Annotated in this window: 17 protein-coding genes and 1 pseudogene; 8 read left to right on the top strand and 10 right to left on the bottom strand. The window is 68.5% G+C overall.

Annotated elements, in window-relative coordinates; genetic code table 11:
- The first annotated feature begins 182 nt into the window (after positions 1–182).
- Both ACWEKR_RS34940 and ACWEKR_RS34935 read left to right on the top strand, forming a co-directional pair.
- Positions 183–1595 carry a wax ester/triacylglycerol synthase family O-acyltransferase gene (locus ACWEKR_RS34940; protein WP_452358151.1) on the top strand — a complete coding sequence of 471 codons (1413 nt, stop codon included), beginning with the start codon at positions 183–185 and terminating at the stop codon, positions 1593–1595.
- A 131-nt stretch (positions 1596–1726) separates the two neighbouring features.
- A complete protein-coding gene (locus tag ACWEKR_RS34935) occupies positions 1727–3367 on the top strand; it encodes an MFS transporter (protein ID WP_452358150.1) in 1641 nt (546 codons plus the stop codon).
- Between the two features lie 362 nt (positions 3368–3729).
- On the opposite strand, the gene ACWEKR_RS34930 is transcribed toward ACWEKR_RS34935, so the two are convergent.
- The 9 genes from ACWEKR_RS34930 to ACWEKR_RS34890 all read right to left on the bottom strand — a co-directional run bounded on the left by ACWEKR_RS34930 (position 3730) and on the right by ACWEKR_RS34890 (position 15178).
- On the bottom strand, positions 3730–7920 hold the full coding sequence (locus ACWEKR_RS34930; protein ID WP_452358149.1) for an HAD-IC family P-type ATPase: 4191 nt from the start codon (positions 7918–7920) through the stop codon (positions 3730–3732).
- Between the two features lie 364 nt (positions 7921–8284).
- A complete protein-coding gene (locus tag ACWEKR_RS34925; RefSeq protein WP_452358152.1) occupies positions 8285–8587 on the bottom strand; it encodes a hypothetical protein in 303 nt (100 codons plus the stop codon).
- 600 nt (positions 8588–9187) lie between these two features.
- A complete protein-coding gene (locus ACWEKR_RS34920) occupies positions 9188–10525 on the bottom strand; it encodes a hypothetical protein (RefSeq protein ID WP_452358148.1) in 1338 nt (445 codons plus the stop codon).
- A complete protein-coding gene (locus ACWEKR_RS34915) occupies positions 10522–10908 on the bottom strand; it encodes a hypothetical protein (protein ID WP_452358147.1) in 387 nt (128 codons plus the stop codon). The genes ACWEKR_RS34920 and ACWEKR_RS34915 overlap by 4 nt, the downstream gene beginning before the upstream one ends.
- Positions 10908–11096: a hypothetical protein gene (locus ACWEKR_RS34910; protein WP_195092397.1), complete on the bottom strand. Its 189-nt coding sequence runs from the start codon at positions 11094–11096 to the stop codon at positions 10908–10910. Before ACWEKR_RS34910 ends, ACWEKR_RS34915 begins: the two co-directional genes overlap by 1 nt.
- Positions 11093–12955, bottom strand: coding sequence for a hypothetical protein (locus ACWEKR_RS34905; protein ID WP_452358146.1), 1863 nt, complete (start codon positions 12953–12955; stop codon positions 11093–11095). Before ACWEKR_RS34905 ends, ACWEKR_RS34910 begins: the two co-directional genes overlap by 4 nt.
- 88 nt (positions 12956–13043) lie before the next feature.
- Positions 13044–13904 carry a lysophospholipid acyltransferase family protein gene (locus ACWEKR_RS34900; RefSeq protein ID WP_452358145.1) on the bottom strand — a complete coding sequence of 287 codons (861 nt, stop codon included), beginning with the start codon at positions 13902–13904 and terminating at the stop codon, positions 13044–13046.
- A 33-nt stretch (positions 13905–13937) separates the two neighbouring features.
- Positions 13938–14618 carry a hypothetical protein gene (locus ACWEKR_RS34895; protein ID WP_452358144.1) on the bottom strand — a complete coding sequence of 227 codons (681 nt, stop codon included), beginning with the start codon at positions 14616–14618 and terminating at the stop codon, positions 13938–13940.
- Positions 14618–15178: a hypothetical protein gene (locus ACWEKR_RS34890; protein WP_195092392.1), complete on the bottom strand. Its 561-nt coding sequence runs from the start codon at positions 15176–15178 to the stop codon at positions 14618–14620. The genes ACWEKR_RS34895 and ACWEKR_RS34890 overlap by 1 nt, the downstream gene beginning before the upstream one ends.
- Positions 15179–15355: 177 nt before the next feature.
- On the opposite strand from ACWEKR_RS34890, the pseudogene ACWEKR_RS34885 reads away from it, so the two are divergent.
- Positions 15356–15501: pseudogene (locus ACWEKR_RS34885) on the top strand (5-dehydro-4-deoxyglucarate dehydratase); the annotation flags it as partial.
- A complete protein-coding gene (locus tag ACWEKR_RS34880) occupies positions 15501–17102 on the top strand; it encodes an aldehyde dehydrogenase (NADP(+)) (protein WP_452358143.1) in 1602 nt (533 codons plus the stop codon). The pseudogene ACWEKR_RS34885 and the gene ACWEKR_RS34880, both read left to right, overlap by 1 nt.
- 118 nt (positions 17103–17220) lie before the next feature.
- Here ACWEKR_RS34880 and ACWEKR_RS34875 read toward each other — a convergent pair whose 3' ends face one another.
- Complete coding sequence (locus ACWEKR_RS34875; RefSeq protein ID WP_159850309.1) at positions 17221–17469, bottom strand: hypothetical protein; 249 nt, start codon at positions 17467–17469, stop codon at positions 17221–17223.
- Between the two features lie 335 nt (positions 17470–17804).
- Here ACWEKR_RS34875 and ACWEKR_RS34870 point away from each other — a divergent pair, with 335 nt between their 5' ends.
- From ACWEKR_RS34870 to ACWEKR_RS34855, 4 genes are all read left to right on the top strand, one after another.
- Entirely contained in the window at positions 17805–18551 is a 747-nt protein-coding gene (locus tag ACWEKR_RS34870; protein WP_452358142.1) for a FadR/GntR family transcriptional regulator, read from the top strand.
- 3 nt (positions 18552–18554) lie between these two features.
- On the top strand, positions 18555–19280 hold the full coding sequence (locus tag ACWEKR_RS34865) for a cache domain-containing protein (protein ID WP_452358141.1): 726 nt from the start codon (positions 18555–18557) through the stop codon (positions 19278–19280).
- A gap of 102 nt (positions 19281–19382) precedes the next feature.
- A complete protein-coding gene (locus ACWEKR_RS34860) occupies positions 19383–19598 on the top strand; it encodes a hypothetical protein (RefSeq protein ID WP_452358140.1) in 216 nt (71 codons plus the stop codon).
- A gap of 434 nt (positions 19599–20032) precedes the next feature.
- Positions 20033–21605 (top strand): amino acid adenylation domain-containing protein (locus ACWEKR_RS34855; RefSeq protein ID WP_452358139.1); only part of this gene is annotated, 1573 nt, incomplete at its 3' end.

The following is a 21605-nucleotide window of genomic DNA, read 5'->3' as shown; positions in this document are numbered from 1 at the left end:
TACGGTGTCCCGACATCACGACGGCACCCGGGGTCGCGCTCCGAGAGAATGCCCTACGTCACCTGGGCCGGTGACCTTGGCATCTCCCTCGGAAACGTCGACGCACGGGAAGATTCATCCCTAGCAGTGGCAGTACCAGCCGATAGGCAGCAGCCTGCGACCGCTGCCGGGACGGGTTCGTGATGACCGAATTGGGCCCGCTGGACACGGGCTTCATGGAAATGGAAGACACCGACCGCAGAATCAGCCTCGGTATCGGTACGGTGGCGATCCTCGAGGGGCCGGCGCCGTCCAGGATCGAGCTGCGCGGTTGGCTGGATCGCGGACTGGAGCGACACGCACGGCTGCGGCAGCGGGTCCGGCGCGTGCCATGGGACGTGAAAGCGCCGGTGTGGGAGGACGACCCGAATTTCGATCTGAATCATCATATTCGATGGACCGCGCTACCGGAGCCATGTGGCGAGCGGGAGTTGCAGGAGCTGATCGCGACCGAGCTCACCGAGCGACTGGATCGTGACCACCCCCTGTGGGAGGTGGTCGTGATCGACCGGCTGACCGAGGATCGCTGGGGGATCATCCTCAAGGCTCATCACACCATGGTCGACGGCATCTCCGAGCTCACCCTGCTCGAAAGTTTCTGTGACCCCTCCACGGTCGATATCGGCGAGTACCGGACGCCGCCCGAGAGACGACCGGGCAGAGGAGTGCTGAGACTGCTGCAAGAAGCGATTCGGGCACCCGTGACCATCCCGCGTTTCGCCGTGGGAACCGTGCGCACATTGGCGCCGGTGCTGTACGCGGCGATCGCGCCGGCAAGCGAGTCATCGCTCAACGGGCCCATCGGTAGACAGCGCCGTTACACGGTGGCGCGCACCATGCTCCCGCAGGTGCAGGAGATAGCAACGGCTTTCGGTGTCACTGTCAACGATGTCGCGGTAGCTGCCATCGCCGCCGCCTATCGTCGTCTGCTACTCAGCCGCGGCGAGCATCCCACCCCCACCGAACTACGCATCGTCGTACCGGTCTCGACCCGCACGACCGAGGCGAAACACGTACTGGACAACCGTGTCTCCGCGGTGATCGCCCATTTACCGATCGAGGTCGATCAGCCCGTGGAGCGACTCATGACCGTCCACGAGCAGATTCGGAAACACCGCTCTCGGGGTGAAGCCGATGCCGAGAAGTCGATCCTCTCGCTCTCCCGGCGGCTGCCGTTCGGAATCGTCGCCGAAGTGTTCCGGCTGGCGGTCTCCTTCCCGCAGCGCAGCGTCGTCGCGCTGGCTACCAACATTCCCGGCCCCAAGCACCGCCTGGCCCTCGGCGGCCGGAACGTGCTCGAGTTGTGGCCCTGCATTCCGATCGCCATGAGGGTGCGCACAACGATCGCGATCCTCAGCTACATCGACCGTCTGACCTTCGGTATCACCGGCGATTACGACACGACGCCCGACATCGAGACGATGTCCTCGAGCATCACGACCGAGGTCGCGGTATTGCTGGCCCACGCCCGCGACCGGCAGCTGTCACGACGACTGCAACCGGCCGTCAGCCGCGCGATCGGTGCCGCCACCGCCCGATCACGGCACGCGAAGTGAGCCCGGACCAGCCGCCCGACGACGATCCTTCGGACACGGCGACCGGCCCGCGTGGGCGACCGAACCGGCAGAATCGACCGGACGCGGGCCCGACGGCAGGCCGATCGGCGTCCGGACCGGGGAGGTGCGCGGTGCCAGCGCTTCGGTCGCGAGCTGATACGACGGCCCTGCCTGCCATCATCGCCCTCGCCCTCGCGTTCACGATCACCGTGCTCGATCCCCTTGTGCTCAGTTTGAACCTGCCGCAAGTGAGTCGCGACCTGCGTGTGCCGCCGCAACTCACCGGTTTGCTCGGCGGCACGGCGACCTTGGTGATGGCCGCCGCTGTCCTCGCCGCGGGCAATCTCGGCGATGCGTACGGGCTCAAGCGGCTGCTGATGCTCGGCTTGGGTGTCGTGACGGTCGCCGACCTGCTCGCCCTGTTGTCACCTGGCTACGCATACCTCTTCACAATGCGCGTCCTCGACGGTGTCGGGATGACAGCGCTGCTCGGCGTGCCGCTGGCCCTGTTGAAGACATCGGTGCCGGAGCAGAAGCGACCCACCGCCATCGGCGTCTTCATGGCGGTGGAAATGATCCTGTGCGGGGTGATCCCAGCGCTCACGGGCTGGATGGTGACCGCCGTCGGGTGGCGGTCACTGTTCTTGGTCGCCCCGTCGCTCTCGCTGCTCGCGCTGTGGCTGACCGCCGTCTACGTGCCGGAGTCACCTGTCCGGCAGCGCCCTCGGCTCGACGTGATCGGCGTGGCCTTGATCGGAGCGGCGCTGCTCGGCCTCGTCATCGGCATCGCCGCCGCACAAGAAGGCGTTCTTCGGCCGGAAACCTGGCTGCCGTTCGCGTTCAGCGCAGCGGCGACGGCTGCGTTCGTACTTCATGAACGGCGTACAACCGAACCCGCGTTGGACTTGACGCTGTTCCGCAGCGCGACCTTCAACGTTGCTCTGGCGTCGGCTATCACCCTCAACTTCCTGTCAGCCGGACTCGGGGTCGCGCTCGGGCAGTTCGGGGCCAAGGTGCTGGCGCTGTCACCGGAGACCATCGGCGCGCTGTATCTACCAGGCACACTGCTGATCGCGGGCGCCGTCACCCTCGCCGGGCGCCTGATGGGGGTTCACGGCCCACGACCGGTATTGGTCGTCGGGTTGTCGCTGCTCTCGGCGAGCGGATTGCTCATGGCTGCGACCGTCAGCCCCACAATGGCGCTGTGGTTGCTGGTACTGGCCACCTGGCTGTGCAATCTCGGCGCACTGGTCACCGCGACTTCGGTGTCCGAGATGGTGCTGTCGCGAGCACCGCCCGGACATACCGGCACCGTCGCTTCCGTCCAACTGGCCTCCGGGATGACCGGCTACGCCTTGGGGCCCACCGTATACCTCCTGCTGCTGAACATCTTCTTCCAGCGCGAATGGCTGGCGGACGCGCACTCACGCGCGATCTCGATCACCAGCGCCGAGCGGGCCGTCGACGCCGCACGGAGCGCGGTGGCGCACAGTCCTGGCAGCGCCGGCTACGATCCCAACCTGCTGCGGCACGCGGCCGGGCTGCAACTCGATGTGGACCTCGCGAACGCTCTTCGGCTCACCATGCTGACCGTCAGCTTCCTACCGATCGTCGTGGCCGTGGTCGCGCTGCTACTGGTGCGGCGCCGCACCGAACGTCATGCCTCGGCTCCCGAGCATGCCGGAGGCGACCCGCGAGGCGGCATGCCGGAAGGTTCCGCCATCAAGTGTCCAGGCCGCACCGGTAAGGGCCTGAAGCCCCCGGCCGAATAGCCAATTCCCCTACCACCGCGATGTGCCTCGAGACGACAGTCGAAGTCACAGAGTACGAAAGGAGCCATCATGGATTGGCCGACTGCCGCAGTCGTCATCGCCGCCATCATCGCTGTGATGGTCGTCGCGGCCACCTATCTGTCCGCCAGGAAGCCGTAGGCCCCACGCGCGCGGATTAGCTCGCGGGAGGCATTGCCAGCCCGTCTGGCCGGGCGCAGCATCCGGCGGACGGGGCCGCTGCGCCGCGGGAAGGCCGCCGCATGGCTCTCGGATCACCGAACGGACGGAGCGGCGGGCTCGACATGCGAGCGGACCGTTCTCGAAAGGTCACCCCCCGTCTATCGCACCGGGAGCCGACCGGATCAGGTACTCCGAACGGGCGATACCGGGTTGCGCTCAGCCACTCCTGTCCGCGCATCGTCCGGGAATCCGCGTGCCAGGACTGCTGAACCCGTCGCTGGTCGACGGTGGCTGCCCGCGATCCCGGGTGGCAGCAGCAGTGTTCCGGCCGCGCCTGCTGCCGCCGCAGTTCCGGCGATGAGCAGTCCGCCAGGGCCCACCGGCCTGCATCCGAACAACTGGCTCAGTCCAGGCGTTTCGACAATGCAGAGCAGCGCCGCCGCGGATACCACCGACGCGCCCACGACGACCGGATCCGTGGGCCGCAGCACCGCCGTCTCCGCCAGTTGCGCGCCCACGATGCTGAGCAGAGTGACAGTGCGGGCCCGCGCGAGGGTTCCGGTGAGGCGGGCGGCGAGGTAGCCGCCCGCACCGGCCAAACCGGTGGCGATGCCGTTCACGGCGATTCGTTCGTTGAGCATCGGGCCGATGGAGCGGTCGGGGCCCTCGGCGAGCAAGCGCGCCGGATCCAGGTCGGGCAGCGGCCGGACGGCGATCGCCATCGCCGGGATCGTGTCGGTGAACAGGTTGCACAGCAGCAACTGGCGCGCCGTGAGTGGATTCGTCCCCGTCAGCAGGCTCACACCGGCGATCACGGCGATCTCACCGTAGTTGTGGCCGAGCAGATTCGCGACCGCGTCGCGGACCGCCACCCATAAGGCGCGCCCTTCGATGAGCGCGTCGACGATGCTGCCGATGTGGTCTTCGACCAGCACTACGTCGGCGGCGTGGCGGGCCGCCTCGGTGCTGCGGCCGCTGCCGAGGGCGATTCCCACATCGGCGAGCCGGATCGCCGCGGCATCGTTGACGCCGTCTCCGGTCATGGCGACGCAGTGACCGGCCCGGCGATAGGCGGCCACCAGCCGGACCTTGTGGGCGGGCGTGACCCGGGCGCATACCGACAACTCCGGCAGTCTGGCATCAAGGGCTTGGTCATCGAGGCGATCGAGTTCTGGACCGGTGACGATACCGGCGCCGACGTCGCCGGAAGCCTGCAGCATCTCCAGTTCGGCCGCCAGCCAGCGGGCCGTCGCAGGGTGATCTCCACTGATCAGCACCGGCCGCACTCCCGCTCGCGCGATCCGCCGCAGCGCTGTGGCAGCGTCGCGACGTGGCGGATCAGAAAGGACGAGCAAGCCTGCCAAGTCGAGATCGGCGACGTGGTCTTCGGTCAACTCGTCCTCCGGCGCCGTGCGCAGCCTGCGGGTGGCGACCGCGAGCACCCGGCCGCCGTCACCAGCCAGCCGCGCGACCAGGCCATCGAGACGGGTCCGGAGGCGGTGGTCCAGCCGGGTGTAGCCGGAGTCCGGATGATGATGACGGATACAGCGTTCCAAGATGGTCTCGGGAGCGCCCACCACATGCAGACGTGCGCCGCCTGGTTCGGAGATCACGACCGCGTGGTATGCCCGGCCGGATTCGTAGGTCAGCTCGGCCAGCGGGCCCGGCGGTGCGGGCAGCCGCGCCGTTGTCGCTGCGGTGACGATGGCGTCGTCGGTGCTGCCCGGACGGCGTCGTCTCGGCAGAGTGGCCGACGCCACCGCATGGGCTATGGCGAGGATGCTGCGGTGGCTACCACCGAGGTCCTCCGGGGCACGCCCGTGCTGCCCGTCGTGCACGCCGGTGACACGCAGGATGCCGTAGGTCAGCGTCCCCGTCTTGTCGACACAGAGCACGTCGACTCGCCCGAGCGCTTCGACAGCGCGTTTGTGGCGGACAAGCACTCCGCGTGTGGCCAGGCGTCGGGCACCGGCCAATTGAGCGGTAGTGGCGAGAATCGGCAATCCTTCGGGAACCGCCGCGACCGTCAGACTCACCCCGACGGCGAGTGTCTCGGCGAGTGGGCGCCCTCGGGCGAGATTGGCGGCCACGCTGACCGCTCCGGCCCCGAAAGCGATCGGCGTGGCTCGCGCCGCCAGTGCCTGTAGACGTTTCTCGACTCCGGTGTGTGTGGGCGCGACGCCCCGGGCCGCTCGGCCCGCCGCGGTGTCCGCTCCGACGGCCACCACGACCGCGCCCGCGCGTCCCGTCGCGACCGCGGTGCCCGAGAACAGCATGCAGGACTGGTCGGCCAGCGCGTCCGCGTCAATGGCTTCGGCAGCCTTCGCCACCGGTAGCGACTCGCCGGTCAACGCGGATTCGTCGATTTCCAGGCCATCGGCCTCGAGCAGCCGGCAATCCGCGGGCACCCCCTCGCCCGGACCGAGCCGGATGATGTCGCCGACAACCAGCTCCGCCGCGGGAAGCACCACTTCGGTCCCGCCCCGGCGAACCCGGACCTGCTGCGCCGCCACCCGATCCAGCGCGGCGACGGCCCGGTCCGCGCCGAGCTGTTGCAGCGTTCCGATCCCGGCGTCGGCAAGCACCACGGTGGCCACCATGGCTGCGTCCAGCACGGAGCCGACCGCGACCGACAGCGCCGCACCGGCGGCGAGCACGGGGGTGAGCGGATTCCGCAGTTCGTCGACGAGATGACCGAGCAACTGTCGAGGTGTGCTCGGCACGGCGACGGTCGGTGGGTGACGAGGACCCGCCTCGACGTCGGTCAAGCCGTCCCAGCGGCTGGCCAACCGAACCAAGACTTCGGCCGCCGGAATGCGGTGCCAGTCACCGTTGACCGGCTTCGGGGCCGGTGGCACAAGCCTGCGCGCAGTGAGACATCCGTGCGCCACCGCCGCCAACGCCGCGACATCGACGCCGACGGAAACCGACGGCGCTGCTGCACGGCGTCGCCGGGACGCCCGCACACCGAGCCAGGTGAGTGTGCTCGCGGCCGATCCGGCGAGCGCCAGTTGCACGCTGCGCCGGCTGACTTCGCGAGCGAGCCGGCACGCACCGAGTACAGCGGCTACGCCGACCAGCCCGTCAACAGTGATGAGGTCGGCATGCCAGGGCACTGAATACTCCGGGTGGGTAGCGACGGCGATGCCGCAGTCCGCGGCGGCCAGCGCCGGCTCGTCAGCCCGCGCGAGGATCGCGACGACATGTCCTTCGCATTGCAGACCGGCGACGAGTTCGGTGATGTCCAGCCCTCCGGACCTTTCCCTGGACTTGGGCTCGTACCGGACAACTTCGATTCCCTGATCGTCGGCGATCGGCGGCTCGGCGTCACCGAGCACCTCCATGTCGACCACTACCCGATCGACCTGATCGAACAGTCGCAGCGTCGCCGGGCGGACCACGAGGACGTCACAGCGGCCCAGGTACTCCGCGACTCCGGCGGCGAAGGTCTCGCGTCCGAGCCGGGCGGCTTTCGCCACTCCAGCGCCGAGCACCTCGACCGTCTCCTGCGCTCGATGCGAAAGTGGTATCGCGGCCAGCGCCGCAGCTACCGTGGCAAGCAGATCTTGCTCGTCGTAGCGCTCGATCGGACCTGGAGGCAGCGGGACGGGCCGCGCCGCGGTGCACTGCGAGAGTGGGCGCACCGGCGGCGGCGTCGCGTAGAGCGCCGGCTCCACCCGTGCGAAGGTCGCCGCGCGCGACCACTCCTGCCGCAGAAGTAGTACGCGATGCACGAGATCGACGACCGGGCTGAGCGGGTGTCGTTCCAGAGCGCCCACGGCGGCAGCCACGAGACCGAGCGCCAAGTCGACCTCCGCAGCTCCGAAACGCCGTTCGAGCGGGCCCCGCAGCCTCTCCTGGTTCTGCACGAACGCGATGACGGGCGCGAGTTCCACCTGCGTCACCCGTGCGGGCACGCGCAATACGGCACCGACTGTGCCGACGGCGATCGCGGCCACATCGGCGCACGCAGCGACCAGATACCTGGCGAAACCGGTCCGATCGGTGGGATGCTCGGCGATAGTCGCGGGGAACGGACCCCCTGCACCAGCGGCGGCCTCCGCCTCGCGCACCGCGACGAGAACGGCGTCCTCGTCCAACTCGGTAGTCGGCTCTCCGGCGACCACCAGACGCCCGCACCCGGCGTCAACACCTGCCCAAGCCACTCCCGGCAGGCGGCAGACCCGTGCGGAGAGGTCGGAGACGTAGGCCTCCATCCGCTCCGGCACCGACCCGGAAACCTTGACGTGCAGGCGGTCCCCGCCGGACCAGGTGGCACGCGCGTGGCCCACCGCGTCCGACAACACGAGGTGCAGCACGTCCACTCCCCCCATCGGGGCGCGCAGCGCCTTTCCGATGTACCCGCCGAACATCACGACCTCCCGTCTCCGCCCGGCAGCTCCACTCGGCTGATCGGCGACCGCGCGAAGATCGCGTCGCGCGACGTACCGGAATCGAGAGCGTCCGGGCGATGCGCCGGGCATGCATCGAGCATGTTCGGCCGACTGAGCCGGTTGCAGAGGCGAAGGTCCTCAGCGTGGGCCCGAGACCAGCTGCCGGGCTCGAGCCCGGCGAAGAGCTGCCCGCCGAACCGGCTATTCGGCGCAAAGGCACCGCATACGAAAGGAAGCGAGACTGGCGTAGTCGCCACCGACATCGCTCCCGCGACGGTCGGCGGCGTGACCAACTGCATCGATTCGGGCTGGGAGCGGCGGTCATCGCGCTCCTACCCTCCGTTCAGCCGATTCGTGCAGGCTGAGCCTGCCTGTAGACGTCCAGTTCCAGGTCGAGGTAGGCGACGGTGCCGTCGTACCGCAGCGCGTCCTTCCATCCCTGTTCGGCGATGATCGCCAGCATCAGAGTGTTCTCGGTCAAAATGTCGGCGGTCAGGCGTGCCACCCCGCGCAGGTAAGCGGCCGTCCCCACGCGCCGGACGAGCAGAGTGCCGATGCCGTGACGCTGGTCGTGGGCGGCGACCGCCAGCGCGATCTCCGCCGCGACATGTCCAGACGTCGCGTCGGTCACGACGTAGTTGGCGATCCCGACCAGGTCTCGACCCTCGAAGGCGCCCAGCGCGAAATGCGTGAAGTCGTGCAGGCACAGTTTGCTCGGCGAACGCGTCGATGTGCGTCGGGAGGGCGCTGAAAAACCGGAGATGCGCGTCGTGGGCCGACATCTGCCGATGCAGAGCAGCTACCGTTTCGCGGTCGTCGGGCGTGAGCGGACGAACCTGCGGTCATGCGATCCTCCAATCACCGTGGTCGACCTCGGTGGCCGAAGCGGAGACCCTTACCCCCGCGATCGACGCTGCGCGCGTCCCTGGGACCTCGCCGATGCGGCTCCCGCCGCATGCTCATCGCTTGACTCCAATGAGGGATGGGGCGATGACTCCTTCATTCCACGCGGTTTCCACAATGGGCAGTAGGGTCGACGGTCCTTCGCTTCCCTTCCGTCGGACCGCGAATCGTCGAGTGTGGGTGCGACATGGCGGCCGAGCACTGCTCGCCGAACAGGACCAAGGTCCTTACGCGCGACTGTCGACGTCCGTCGCGCCCCCGTGTGCTGCGGATTCACACTCGGTAGTGCGCGGCTCTGGGGTGGGCACTGAGATCGGATGTGCGGCAGGGGCCGGTCGGCTCCTCAGGACTCGAACAGTAGGTACAGGCCGGTGAAGGTGAAGCCCACCATGGTCAGCATCAAAGCCAATTGACCGGTGACCCGATGCGCGGGCGGCAGCAGCCGCAGGCAGCGGTCGTGTGCGGCGGCGACGCCGACGACGTGCCCGATCACCACCGCCAGCACCTTGATCGTTCCCAGTGCCGCGGGATGGGTGGACAGGATGAAGGCGACGTCGCGGTCGGCGAGCCCGGCCAGATTCCAGCCCCGTCCCAGCGGGTCCGCGAACAAGAGCGCCGTCGCCTGGCCTTTCTCGATCAGGAACGTGAGGTAGTGGGCGATCAGATAACCGGCGACGATCGGAGTGAGGCTGTGCGCGAGGCGAGCCGGGAGACGTCTGCGCTCGGCTTCGGTCTGGCCTCCGGCCGCCCGGGCGGCGGTGTGGAAGACGCCGCCGACGACGGCGATGAAGCCCAGCAATCCCACCGTGTTCAGCACGGCGGGAAGGACGTCGGATCCGCTGCTCCCGGCATCAGCCAGCAGACCGCGCCACGAAGGAAACGTGGTGAAGCTGTCGAACGCGGTCGAGCCGAGCAGAGTAGCGGCCACGGCCACCCCGCCGATCCGGGCCGGAGTGCCCGCCAGGTTGTTCAACGGCGATCGCAGCACGAGTTCGCCGGTATCGCGACGTCCGCACGGGCTCAGCCTGCCCAGTAGACTGCTGTACACCTCGAGCGGGTCCGCGCGCTCGGCCCATATGCTGCCGCACACGAGCAATCCGATCGTGTTCACGACGAGGTATGCGACGAACCAGGTGGTGACCGCGGCCACCGAACCCGGTTCCGGATAGGCCAGTTCGAGCCATACGAACGAAAACAGGCCCAGCACCGCGGGCCACTGCCCCCAAGAACTGCGATAACGGATCCACCCGTGGCTGGGCCGAAGTCGCCACACCAGGCAGACGGCGCGATGCAGCGCCCGCACCGGTGACAACACCCGCCAGACGGGTCCGGCAACCAGCGAGGCGACCATGACTCCGACCCACAGGAAGATATAGACGACGCCGGGAACGGGATTGCGCGCCGGGTCGGAAGGGCCGAAGAGGCCGATCACGACGACGGCGATGGTGACGGCCACGCTGATCACCGAGATCGCGGCCCGCACCCCCCTGGCGTCCACGACGGCCCGCACCGGCGCCGGGAGCGCGTATCCCGGTGATCGTGGCTCCAGGCGCGGTTCGCGCCAAGCCAGCACCAGCACCGCGAACGAGAACGTCAAGGCCCAGGCTGCGCCGACGAGCGCGTACGACAGCGGAATCGGCAGGTCGGTGGCGCCGCCGATGCCGTGGGCGAGAACCGTCATCCGCGCACGAGCAGCGTCGCCACGGTGCGCCGGGCGTGGTGCAGTTCGATCTCCACTCGCCCCGGCACGTCCACGGCGAAGCGGAATCGCAGGTCCTCGCCAGGAGTGATCGCGAAGGTGTGCTCGGGCGTGGCATGGACGTGCAGTTCGTCATCGGTGTCGCTGTCGACGACGATCTCGATCGGTCGTCCTACCCGAGCTTCCAGCCGGGCATCCACCGGGCTCACCGAGCCTGCGGCGATTCGCACGGCGATGACGAGAGCGTCCGAGTCTGCGGCCGTCCCGCTCGGCGAGGAGGGGGTGGTGGGATCGGAAGACGCGCAGCCGGCCACGAGCAGACCACTCAGCAGCACCAGCGCAACCCAGCGGCGCACGGACGCCATCATTCCTCCTTCTCCGCGCCGCGCTCGGACGGCGAACCGGGTGCCCGATCGCGCTGCTCGGCGCGGCGATCACGCAGGGCGACGAGAACGACGACGGCGACCAGGACCAGGGCGGGCAGGAAGGCCGGTATCGCCAGCAGGATCGAATGATCGGCCAGGACGTCCACGCCGTCGGCGCCTGGGGTCATCGCGAGACCGCCGGTTCCGCCTCGGTCGTACGGCTTACACGCGGATACCGATCGTTGATGCGTGCCGCACCCCAGGACAGCGCCCCGACGAGGACGAGGCTGCACACCAGTACGACAAGCGATGCCGCGCCGAACAGCCAGGACGGGTAGTCGAACGAGCGCTCCCGCTGCAGCACGGAGATCTCGCCGATGAACGCGCGGGTGAACGAGGCGAGCGCGGGGACCTCTTCCACGCCGATGCCGGGGTCGGCGGCCATGAAGATCGGCGCGGCAGTCAGGACGCGCCCGTCCTGCAATCGCAGGACGGTCTTCCACGAGCCATGAGCCGGGACGGGTTCGGTGGAGACGTAGTGCCCGGGACCAACCCGCTGCAGGTGGTCGACGACCAGACCCCGGCCCGGACTGTCGGAACCGATCCCGCCCTGCCAGGACAAGATCTGCATCCATTCGGGGTCGGAGCCGACGAGATCGGCGGGCGTGACGCGGACGTCCGCCAGCACCATCCTGCCGTCCGGTCCCGGCTCGGCGTCACGCAGCGTGACCGTCGCGGTGGCCTTCTCCGGAACATCGATCAGCAACCCGTTGGCGGAGGCGGCCGCCACGATGAGGACCGCGGCGACCATCAACCCGCGTCGCACCGGCGGACGCGGCAGCGGTTCGCCACGCAGTGTCATCGCCAGCAGCGCCCCGACGACACCGCCCGCGATGCCGGTGGGAACGGCCATCACGAGCAGTTCCGGCCACATCGCCGCAGGCCACGGGTTCACGAACATCGCACGAATCCAAAGGGATTCCAGCCACATCCCGACCGTCGCGATCGCGAGTCCGCACACCGCGCCCCACCAGATGGGCCGACGGGTGAGCGGCAGCAGCGCGAGCAGTTCCACCACGACCGCGCAGCCGAGATAGAGCGGGAAGACATTGCGCGGCGCGTCGATGATCGGGCCGCCGACCAGCAGGGCCACCACGGCACGGACCGCCGCGGCGAAGCCCACCACCACCAGGGTGCTCAGCGGCCCCAGGCTGGCGCGAGCGGCGACGAGGGTGACGGCGGCAGCGGCGGTGATCAGCATCGGCTGCAGCACGAGCCGGAACTGCTGCACTCCGAAGTCGTATTCCACTTGGAAGACCGACAGTCCGATGAGCAGGCCACCGAAGGCGAAGGACCGCAACAGCCACATCAGCCTGCCGTCGGCTCGGTCCGGGTCGGGTCGGCTGTGCCTGCCCTCGAACTCGAGCAGCAGTACACCGACCAGCGACAGACCGGCGCCGCCGATGAGCATCAGATGCGTCGGCCCCCAGAGCGTGACGTCCTGCCCGAACAGCCGATGCCAGACGTCGTCGAGCGGGAAGCCGATCAAGGCGTAGAGGCCCGAGCCCGCGATGAGGATGCCGCCGACGGGCGCGTACCAGGTGCGGGTGATGCGCACCGCCGCGGCGCCGGGCTTCTCGTCCAGTGGCAGCACGATCGCCGCCATCCCCGCGGTGAACAGGAAGAACAAGCCCGCCAGGATGAAGTAGTGCGCCGGATTGGCCAGCGGCCCGTTGTCCCGGCCGTTGCCCACGTGCAGGCTGACATCCCAGATGAAGCCCAACAGAGCGGTGAGGATCGTCGCGAGGAACATCGCGAGCGGCAAGGCGACCCAGCCCGGGCGATTGAACAGTCGCCCGAGGCGATCGGCGAGCCGCTGGAGCCAGGTGATCCGGCGGCTGCGATGCAGATAGCCGACCCACAGCAAGACGAGGGCGACGAGCCCGGCAGCGCCGGTCATGATCGCCACTTGGTCCAGCGCCGCTCCGCCGCCCTCGGCGCCTGGCGCGGCGAACCATGCGACCGTTTCATGCGCCGCGTCGCGCATGGGAGACCTCCATCACAGGAAAGGATATATGTTACGAAAGGTACCACAAACTGTCTGGTGGCGGTTCGAATTCACCCGGCGATCGTGATCAGCCGACGATCGGCAGGTCGCGTTCCTCGTCCAGCCTGTTGAGCGCGCCCTGCATGATCCCGGTGACGTGCTCGTAGGCCGCGTCGAGATCGAGTTCGGCACCGAATTCGGCCCGCAGATCGATCGGGTCCAGGAATTCGACGGTGATCTTGCTGGGCAAGGGCAGATGTCCGGCGAGATCACCGATGTCCAGTCCCCAGGGCAGGGCGATCGAAATCGGGAAGACCTTCAGGCGCAGCATGCGGTCCAGCCGCAGTAAGCGGGCGATCCGGTCCCCGCGGGTGAGCACCAGCTGGGTCTGCTGCGCACCGATGTTCACCACCGGCACGATCGGAACACGTTCATCCCAGGCCAGACGGAGGAAACCGGTCCGGCCGGCGAAGTCGACGCGATCCTCCTCCCAGGTCGGGCGGTGCACCTCCCAGTCGCCGCCGGGATAGACAAGCACCGCCGCGCCGGCGCGCAACGCTCGCTCGGCGTTGCCCTGGTCGGCGCTCACCGTGCCGAAGCGGCGCAGCAACGACCCGATCACGGGGTAGGCCATCACCATGTCGTGGGCGAGTTGGAAGAAGGGCCGGTCCGGGCCGAAACGGCGGACGAACGCCAGAGTGGTCACCATGACCTCCGGCGAGACGTTTCCCCCGGAGTGGTTGCTCACCAGCAACACCGGGCCCTCCGGGGGAATACGTTCCAGGCCGCGCACCTCCGCCCGGAAGTAGAGGCGGACCAGCAGCCAGCCGATGTCCATGGTGTCGGCGATGAACCTGGGGTCGCGATCGGCGGGATCGGCGGTGGGAACCCGCGCCTTCGCCTGCCGCGCGACCCAGTTCGCCGCTTGGTCGACCGTTCCGGTGGCCATTCGAAAGACACTCATGGACGACGACTTCCGCGGCTAGCCGCCGATCGAGAGCAGCTGGTCGAAGAACGACCGGTACCCGCGCAGCGCCTGGCGGAGGCCTTCGGTGTCGGAGGTGTCGCCGCGCCGCTCGTCCAGTTCGCGTTTGCGCTGCTCGTAGGTGGTGGTCAGCTGGTGGATGATGTCACCGAGCAGTTCGTCCGCCCGATGGACGGCGTCGCGCGGGCTGTCCACGAAGGTGACCTGGACCTCCCGCCACTGCGTGCGCAGGCGATCGCGATCGGTCTCGGCGAACAGCGGCACGGGCTGCTCTTCCGCCGCGGCGGCGGACTGGGTGACACCCGAGCCGCTCGCCGAGCCGGCGGGAACCGCTTGCTCGGACGTCGCGACGCCGCTGCGGCCGGAGTCCTCGAGGTGCTCGGGGCGTTCGGTGGTCGATGCGCGTTGCCCTGCCGAGGCGTTCTCGCGGAGCGGTTCGGATTCGCGGGCCCCGGGAACGGGCGTCTGCTCGGTGGTCGATGCGCCCCCGGCCGCGTCGACCGAACCCGCGCTCGCCGTTTGCTCGGCATCGTGCCGGGCCGCGCCGGACTCGACTTCGCGACCATGGCCGGTTTCGCCGGTCCGGTCGTATCCGGACTCGGCGCGGGTCTGCCCCGCCTTCGCCGAACCCTGCTGTGCTTCAGTGGTGTAGGTCCGCCGCTCGGACTCGGTGCTCATTACTTCACGTCCTTGTCTTCCCGGCCGGCCACGCCGACCAAGTCTTGAAACAGTTCCCGGTAGTGCACGATCGCCGAGCGACGATCCTCGGTGGACACCGCGCTGCCCGCCGGGCGGGTCGCGATGTCGTGCGCCGCGCGATAGTGGCCCAACGGCTCGGCATGCTCGACGGAAAGATCCGCCAGTTGCTGCTCGTAGTTCTCCGTGGGATAGCCGCGCTCGGCCATGATCGTGGTGACGAGGCGGTCGGCTTCGGTCAATGCCCCGGCGGGGTCATCGATGAAACGTTCCTGCACCTCTACCCAGCGGGTGGAATAGACCCGCTTCTCGTCCTCCGACAGTTCGCGTAAGCGCAACTGCGCATGCCGGCGTTCGCGTTCGGCGAGTTCCCGCTCGGCGGTCTTGCGGTCGTCGAGTTCCTGGACCGTCCGGTCGTACTCCGGTCCGAACCTGCGGCGTAGTCGCTGCCTGCGCAGCGTCGGGACCACCAGCAACGCGACAATGGCCGCGAGGACGACAATGGCGATGACGACGATGATCACCCATGCTCCAGTCGACATCTGAACCTCCTTGTCGAGCTTCTTCGCTCCGGTAATGCCTCCGCACGGTGGTTCCAAACACATGTCCAGCAAGCCCTCCCGGTGATGGAGATCGTTCGCGGCAGTCACCTGCTCTTCGTCGAGTTCGACGCCGAGACCGGGTCGTGACGGCACGGTGAGCCGGCCGTGGCGATGCGGTACTGCGGCCTGGGCAACCGGAAGCCGGGCTACGCGGTGAGCATCATCAAGGCGGTATGAAGGTGATCGGACGCCCGGCGGGCCCGGTCCGCAGCCCGTTGACCGACCTCGCCGAGCCGGCCGACCTCGTGAAGAAGGTGAGCTGATGACTACCGCACGCATCGACACTGTGCGACTGACCGGCGCCCATTTGGTGGGCGCGGCCGATGTCCCCGGCGCGGCCGGTTCGTTCCGCGCGACGAACCCGGCGACCGGGGATGCCCTCGAACCTGTCTACGGCGAGGCCGACGCCGCGACCGTCGCCCGCGCTGCCGGGCTCGCCGCGGCCGCCTTCGAGAGGTATCGACACACCGGTTTCGGCCCGCGCGCGGCCTTTCTGGAGAGCATCGCTCGGGAGATCGAGGGTGTGGGTGAGGTTCTGGTCGACCGCGTGATCGCCGAGACCGGGCTGCCCGAGGCGCGGGTGCGCTCGGAGATCGCTCGCACCACCGGACAGCTGCGGCTGTTCGCCGAGGTGGTGCGCGAGGGCAGCTGGACCGGTGCCCGTGTAGACCGGCCGGATCCCATGCGCAGCCCGCTGCCCAAACCCGATCTGCGGCAACGCCGGATCCCGCTCGGGCCGGTCGCGGTGTTCGCGGCGAGCAACTTCCCCCTCGCCTTCTCGGTGGCCGGCGGTGACACCGCCTCCGCGCTCGCGGCGGGCGCGCCCGTCGTGGTCAAAGCGCACCCCGCCCATCCGGGCACCTCCGAGCTGGTGGGCCGGGCGGTGCGCGCCGCCGTACGCGAGCACGACCTGCCCGAAGGCACGTTCTCGCTGATCCACGGCGGCGTGGACACCGGCTTGGCGCTGGTCCGCGACCCGCGGATCCGGGCGGTCGGCTTCACCGGCTCGCGGCGGGGCGGACTCGCGCTCGTCGCGGCCGCCGCGGCCCGGCCGGTGCCCATTCCGGTCTTCGCCGAGATGTCGAGTGTCAACCCGGTCTTCGTGCTGCCGGGCGCTCTCGCCGAGCGCGGCGCACAACTCGGCGCCGACTTCGTCGCCTCGCTGACCACCGGTGTCGGTCAGCTGTGCACCAGCCCGGGCTTGGTCTTCCTGGCCGACGGCCCCGGCGCCGACGACTTCGTCGACGTGGCTAGCGCGGCGGTCGCGGCGGCCTCCGGTGCACCGATGCTCAACCCCGGGATCGCCGCCGCGTTCGCGGCGGGGGTACGCCGCCTGGCCGACACCGAGGCCGTGCGGACAGTCGCGACGGGCGTCCACACCGGGGCCGCCTGCACCGGCGTGCCGCAGTTGTTCGTGACCACCGGTGAGCGGTTCCTCGCCGACCGGGAGCTTCAGGAAGAAGTGTTCGGACCCGCCTCGGTCGTCGTCCGGGTAAACGGTGCGGAGCAGTTCGCCGCTCTCGTCGACACACTCGATGGTCAGCTCACCGCCACGGTGCACACCACGCCGGCGGATCGTGAGCTGGCCCGGGCCTTGCTGGACAAGCTCGAACTGATCGCGGGCCGGGTGCTCTTCGATGGCTGGCCGACCGGTGTCGAGGTGGGCCACGCGGTGGTCCACGGAGGCCCGTTCCCCGCGACCAGCGCGCCGTCGGCCACCTCCGTGGGCAGCCGCGCCGTCGAGCGCTTCCTGCGCCCGGTCGCCTATCAGAACGTTCCCGACGACCTCCTCGCCGAGGAGATCCGCGCGGACAACCCGCTCGGCATCTGGCGGCGCGTGGACGGGGTTGTTACGCGGGACTGAGACCAGTTCCCACGGGTACGAATCTGCGCGCCCGGCCTCGGAGCCGGGCGCGCAGTCGTCTGCGTCGCCGACCGAGTCCGGCGCGACGCCTAGCGTGCGTGGCGGGGTGTCGGCGAGTTCACGCCCATGCGGGCCGGCCGCACAGGGGCGGGATGAGCTTCGCCCAGAATTCGCGGCGCACCGCGTCCCACAGCCTTGTCAATTCCGGAAGGAGTTCGCGTGCCTGCGCGAGATCGGGGTAGTTCCCCGGGCCGAAGGAGGCGACCGGCGAGGCATCGCAGGTCTTGTCCACGGAGACGATCGCGATCAGGTGGTGCTGGACGAAACGCCACGTCACACGCACGCCGTCGACTTCTGTGTGGTGCATATCAGCCATTTCCGACGTCCCGGGCCGACGACTCTTCACGGTTGCGGAGACGCCGCCGCGGGTGCTCGCTCTGACTGCTCTGGCTCTCGCACATGGAGAATCCTGCTTCGATCGTGATACCAACGCGTCCGGGTGCCCTGGTGGGCAGCTTCACGACCTATAACATAAGACATTAGATGTCATAGCTCAAGGGATGTCGGGCAACGATTGCGTCGCGTTCGCTGGCCGCCCGTGGCCCCGCCCCCGCCGAACCACTGCTGTACCTCTAATTCCAGAGTTCATATTTCAAGTGTCCGTGACTAGGATCGCGAGTACAGCACCATCGAGGAGTCGCGTTGTCCAAGCAGGGGAGCGCCGGCCTGACCGCTCTCGGCGCCGTACTGTCGCCGCTGGAGGGCGGCGGCCCGAAAACCGACGCCGTTGTACAGCGCCTGTGTGCTGCCATCAGCCTCGGTCTGATGGCCGACGGCCAGCAATTGCCGAGCGAGACGGATCTGGCCAGTCAGCTCGGCGTGTCGACCATGACCCTGCGGGAGGCGCTGGCAGTGCTCCGGCAGCGCGGCATCGTGCACACCAAACGTGGACGCGGCGGCGGGAGCTTCATCCGGGGCGCGGCGGACGTCCTGGAGGGCGCCTCGGTGGCGCGGTTGCAGCAGATGAGCATCCAGGAGCTGCGTGACCTGGGCGACGAACACTTCGCCGTCACCGGAGCGGCGGCCGTCTTCGCCGCGCGCCGCGGGGTGCGGGCCGATATAGCTCGCCTCCGGTCCCTGGTTGATCGGCTGAAAGACAGCAGTGAACCCATTTCGGCGCGCCGGGCCGACAGCCGCTTTCATATCGAGATGGCGGTGTGTGCGCAATCCACCCGGCTGACGCGCGCGCAGGTGGCTCTGCAGGCCGAACTCTCGGCCTTGCTCTGGTTGCCCCGGCTGAATCTGGATCCGGCGACGGAGGCCGTCGCTCATCGCGATCTGGTGGACGCCATCGAACAAGAAGACGACACCCGGGCGAGAGAACTGGCAGAATCACAGATCGAATCACGAATCCGCCGCCTCGTGGCCCTACGTTTGGAACTCAGTTGATCGATGCGGGATACCGATAGCTTTTCCACCCCGGTGAACGTCGAGTCGCTTGCCGACATCGTCACCGAACTGGCCGACGAGATCTATCAATCGCTCGGGACGATCGGTGCCGCGCTGGCGGCGCTGTGGGACGGGTTGACCGAGAAGCCGCGGCACACCCCCCGATCGACCGATCTGGCGCCGCTGCGCGACACCATCATCGCGGAGCTCGAGCGGCGCGGGAAACTGTTCGAAGGCGCCGGCTTGGTGATGGCCGACGCCGTTCTCGCCGATCGTCCTCGATATCTGGAATGGTGGTCGATCGACACGGACCGCGGACCGCAACGCCTCGTCCTGGAATTGAATCCGGAGAACGAGTACTTCTACGACTACACGGCCATGGAATGGTTCGAGATCCCGCGCGACCAGGCTCGGCGCTGGGTGCACGGGCCACGCCTGGATTACGCCTGCACCGATCAGTACGTCTGCACCTTCGCGATACCGGTGACGGCCGGATCGGGCGCATTTCTAGGCATCGCGGGGGCCGACGTTCCGGTGGCATCGATCGAGGATTTCCTCCTTCCGCGCTTCCGGGCATTCGATGAACGGGTACTGCTGGTCAACAACGAGGGCCGCGTCATCATGGGGACCGATCCCGAATTCACCACGGGATCCAAGACGAGCCGGATGAACCCACCTACCGCGGCGGTGCCGATCCCAGCGGTGCCGTGGTCGTTGCAACTGCTGTGATCGGCCATCGCTGAGCAACGACCCGCATCGGCGGCGTCGTGCCGGTGCGCCCCGATGACTGGGGTCGTGCGGCGGGGTGGCATTCGCCGAATACTCATGCTCATGAAGGCGATCACCGCGAGCCTCCTCGTGACGGCCACCCTCCTCGCACCGCTATCGACCGCGTCCGCCGCGCCGCTCGAGCAGCAGGCGACCATCGCGGATACCGGGGCGGCCTCGGCGGGATCGGCCACCCAAGCGCTGTGTCTACTGCTACGCATGTTGCGCGCCGGATATGTGGACAGCTCGGGCGGCGCTCCCGCCTGCACCTTCCCCTGATGCCGCGGGCGGCGGCGGGCTGGGGCGGCCGGGACACGAACCTTCTGATACGGCTGGGATGCCGTTGCGACGGTTCCTGCTGCCCGGCATCTCGTACACACGCCGCACCTCCTCCCCCACCGGAGCGGAGAGGCGCGTACGCCGCACGAGCAGGCCGATCGAGGCGCATCATGGGGGTCTGCGCTGCATTTCAGCACTTGGTGGGCGAAAGGTGTGAAACACAGCATAATTCGCCAGGCGCTGCAGTATGCCGCGGCATGGGCGGGTGACCGGCTGTGTACTGTCCCCCGACGGGGGCAGAGGGTCTGGTGCTTCTTGTGAGAGGAGCACCGGTCTGTCTGCGACACCATTGCGAGCAAGTAGCGAGGTTGTGGGTTGGATCGATGGCGTTCGGCCAGGAAAGCCGGCGCCACCTGAGTGAGAAAGCACGGGAAATGAAGATGGACCGCCGTTCCGCGCGTGGAAACCGTCGTCGCCGTTCCGGCGGTCTGCTCTTCGGGCAACTGCTCACCGCCGCGGTCGAATCCGCCGCCGACACGGTCGCGATCCGATTCAGCCCGACAGGCGATTCCGCCGATACCGTCGAGCTGACCTATCGGCAGCTCGATGAATCGTCGTCGCGGTTGGCGCGCGAGCTGATCGACCGGGGACTCGGCCCCGGCGACGTGGTCGCCATCGGCATTCGCCGCTCCCTCGAGTCGGTCCTGTCGGTGTGGGCCGTGGCCAAGACGGGCGCCGCCTACGTGCCGATCGACCCCACCTACCCGCCCGAGCGGATCGCCTACATGGTGTCCGATTCCGGAGCCGCGGTGGGCCTGACCACTTCCGCGTACCGCGCGGCGCTGGGTACTTCCATCCCGTGGATCGAACTCGACGATCCGGGAGACAACGAGCGAATCGCGCGGCGGCCCGCACACCCGGTGTCGTACACCGATCGGGTGCGGCCGCTCACCGAACATCATCCCGCCTACGTCATCTTCACCTCCGGATCCACCGGACGGCCCAAGGGCGTCGTGGTCACCCACTCCGGGTTGGGCGCGATGGTGGCCTCCGAACGGGAGCGCTACGACGTCGCGGAAGGCTCGCGGGTGATGCACATCTGCTCGCCGAACTTCGACGTGTCGGTGCTGGAACTGCTGCTCGCTTTCGCCACCGGATCGACGCTGGTGATCGCGCCGCCGACAGTGTTCGGCGGGTTCGAACTCACCGAACTGCTTCAGCGCGAACGCGTCACCCACATGCTGATCACGCCCGGCGCGCTCGAATCGGTCGATCCGGCGGGTCTCACGGACCTGCGTGTCGTCATGGTCATCGGCGACCGGTTCGGCCCGCACCTGGTGAACCGGTGGAGCGGTGACGGCCGCGCGATGATCAACGGCTACGGTCCCACCGAGGCGACGGTCATCGCGACCAGCAGCGCGCCGCTCGTGCCGGGTGAGACGATCACGATCGGCAACGCGATACCCGGATTCGGCCTGTTCGTGCTCGATTCCCGCCTGCGCCCGGCCCCGGCTGGCGTGGTCGGTGAGCTGTATCTGTCCGGTCCCGCGCTGGCGCAGGGCTACCTCAACCGCCCGGGCCTGACCGCGGAGCGATTCGTGGCCAATCCGTTCGGCGGCGAGGTCGGCAACCCGGGCTCGCGCATGTACCGAACCGGCGACTTGGCCCGCCGTCTGACCACGGGCGGTATCGAAGTCCTGGGTCGCTCGGACTTCCAGGTGAAGGTCCGCGGTTTCCGCGTCGAACTGGGCGAGATCGACGACGCGCTGAGCCGCCATCCGGATGTCGAGTTCGCGGCGACGCTGGGCAAGCGGCAACCGAACGGATTGACCATGCTGGTGTCCTACGTGCTGCCGAAGGACGACACGCTAGGCGTCGACACCACCGCTTTGGTCGACTTCATCGCCGAGTTGTTGCCCGCGTACATGATTCCCGCGTCGATCATGGTGCTGGATGAGATTCCGTTGACGCCGGTGGGGAAGTTGGATCGGGCGGCGTTGCCGGAGC

This window comes from Nocardia sp. NPDC004573 (assembly GCF_053602135.1).
The sequence above is the reverse complement of the archived record's forward strand: the minus strand, read 5'-3'. Positions and strand labels throughout refer to the sequence as shown.

What these genes read in the sequence shown, in the direction of transcription:
- ACWEKR_RS34875 (WP_159850309.1), bottom strand. Translation starts at nt 17,469, where the DNA reads ATGCACCACACAGAAGTCGACGGCGTGCGTGTGACGTGGCGTTTCGTC.
- ACWEKR_RS34880 (WP_452358143.1), top strand. Translation starts at nt 15,501, where the DNA reads ATGACTACCGCACGCATCGACACTGTGCGACTGACCGGCGCCCATTTG.
- ACWEKR_RS34920 (WP_452358148.1), bottom strand. Translation starts at nt 10,525, where the DNA reads ATGACGGTTCTCGCCCACGGCATCGGCGGCGCCACCGACCTGCCGATT.
- ACWEKR_RS34900 (WP_452358145.1), bottom strand. Translation starts at nt 13,904, where the DNA reads ATGGCCACCGGAACGGTCGACCAAGCGGCGAACTGGGTCGCGCGGCAG.
- ACWEKR_RS34915 (WP_452358147.1), bottom strand. Translation starts at nt 10,908, where the DNA reads ATGGCGTCCGTGCGCCGCTGGGTTGCGCTGGTGCTGCTGAGTGGTCTG.
- ACWEKR_RS34910 (WP_195092397.1), bottom strand. Translation starts at nt 11,096, where the DNA reads ATGACCCCAGGCGCCGACGGCGTGGACGTCCTGGCCGATCATTCGATC.
- ACWEKR_RS34930 (WP_452358149.1), bottom strand. Translation starts at nt 7,920, where the DNA reads ATGTTCGGCGGGTACATCGGAAAGGCGCTGCGCGCCCCGATGGGGGGA.
- ACWEKR_RS34905 (WP_452358146.1), bottom strand. Translation starts at nt 12,955, where the DNA reads ATGCGCGACGCGGCGCATGAAACGGTCGCATGGTTCGCCGCGCCAGGC.
- ACWEKR_RS34865 (WP_452358141.1), top strand. Translation starts at nt 18,555, where the DNA reads ATGCGGGATACCGATAGCTTTTCCACCCCGGTGAACGTCGAGTCGCTT.
- ACWEKR_RS34940 (WP_452358151.1), top strand. Translation starts at nt 183, where the DNA reads ATGACCGAATTGGGCCCGCTGGACACGGGCTTCATGGAAATGGAAGAC.
- ACWEKR_RS34895 (WP_452358144.1), bottom strand. Translation starts at nt 14,618, where the DNA reads ATGAGCACCGAGTCCGAGCGGCGGACCTACACCACTGAAGCACAGCAG.
- ACWEKR_RS34890 (WP_195092392.1), bottom strand. Translation starts at nt 15,178, where the DNA reads ATGTCGACTGGAGCATGGGTGATCATCGTCGTCATCGCCATTGTCGTC.
- ACWEKR_RS34860 (WP_452358140.1), top strand. Translation starts at nt 19,383, where the DNA reads ATGAAGGCGATCACCGCGAGCCTCCTCGTGACGGCCACCCTCCTCGCA.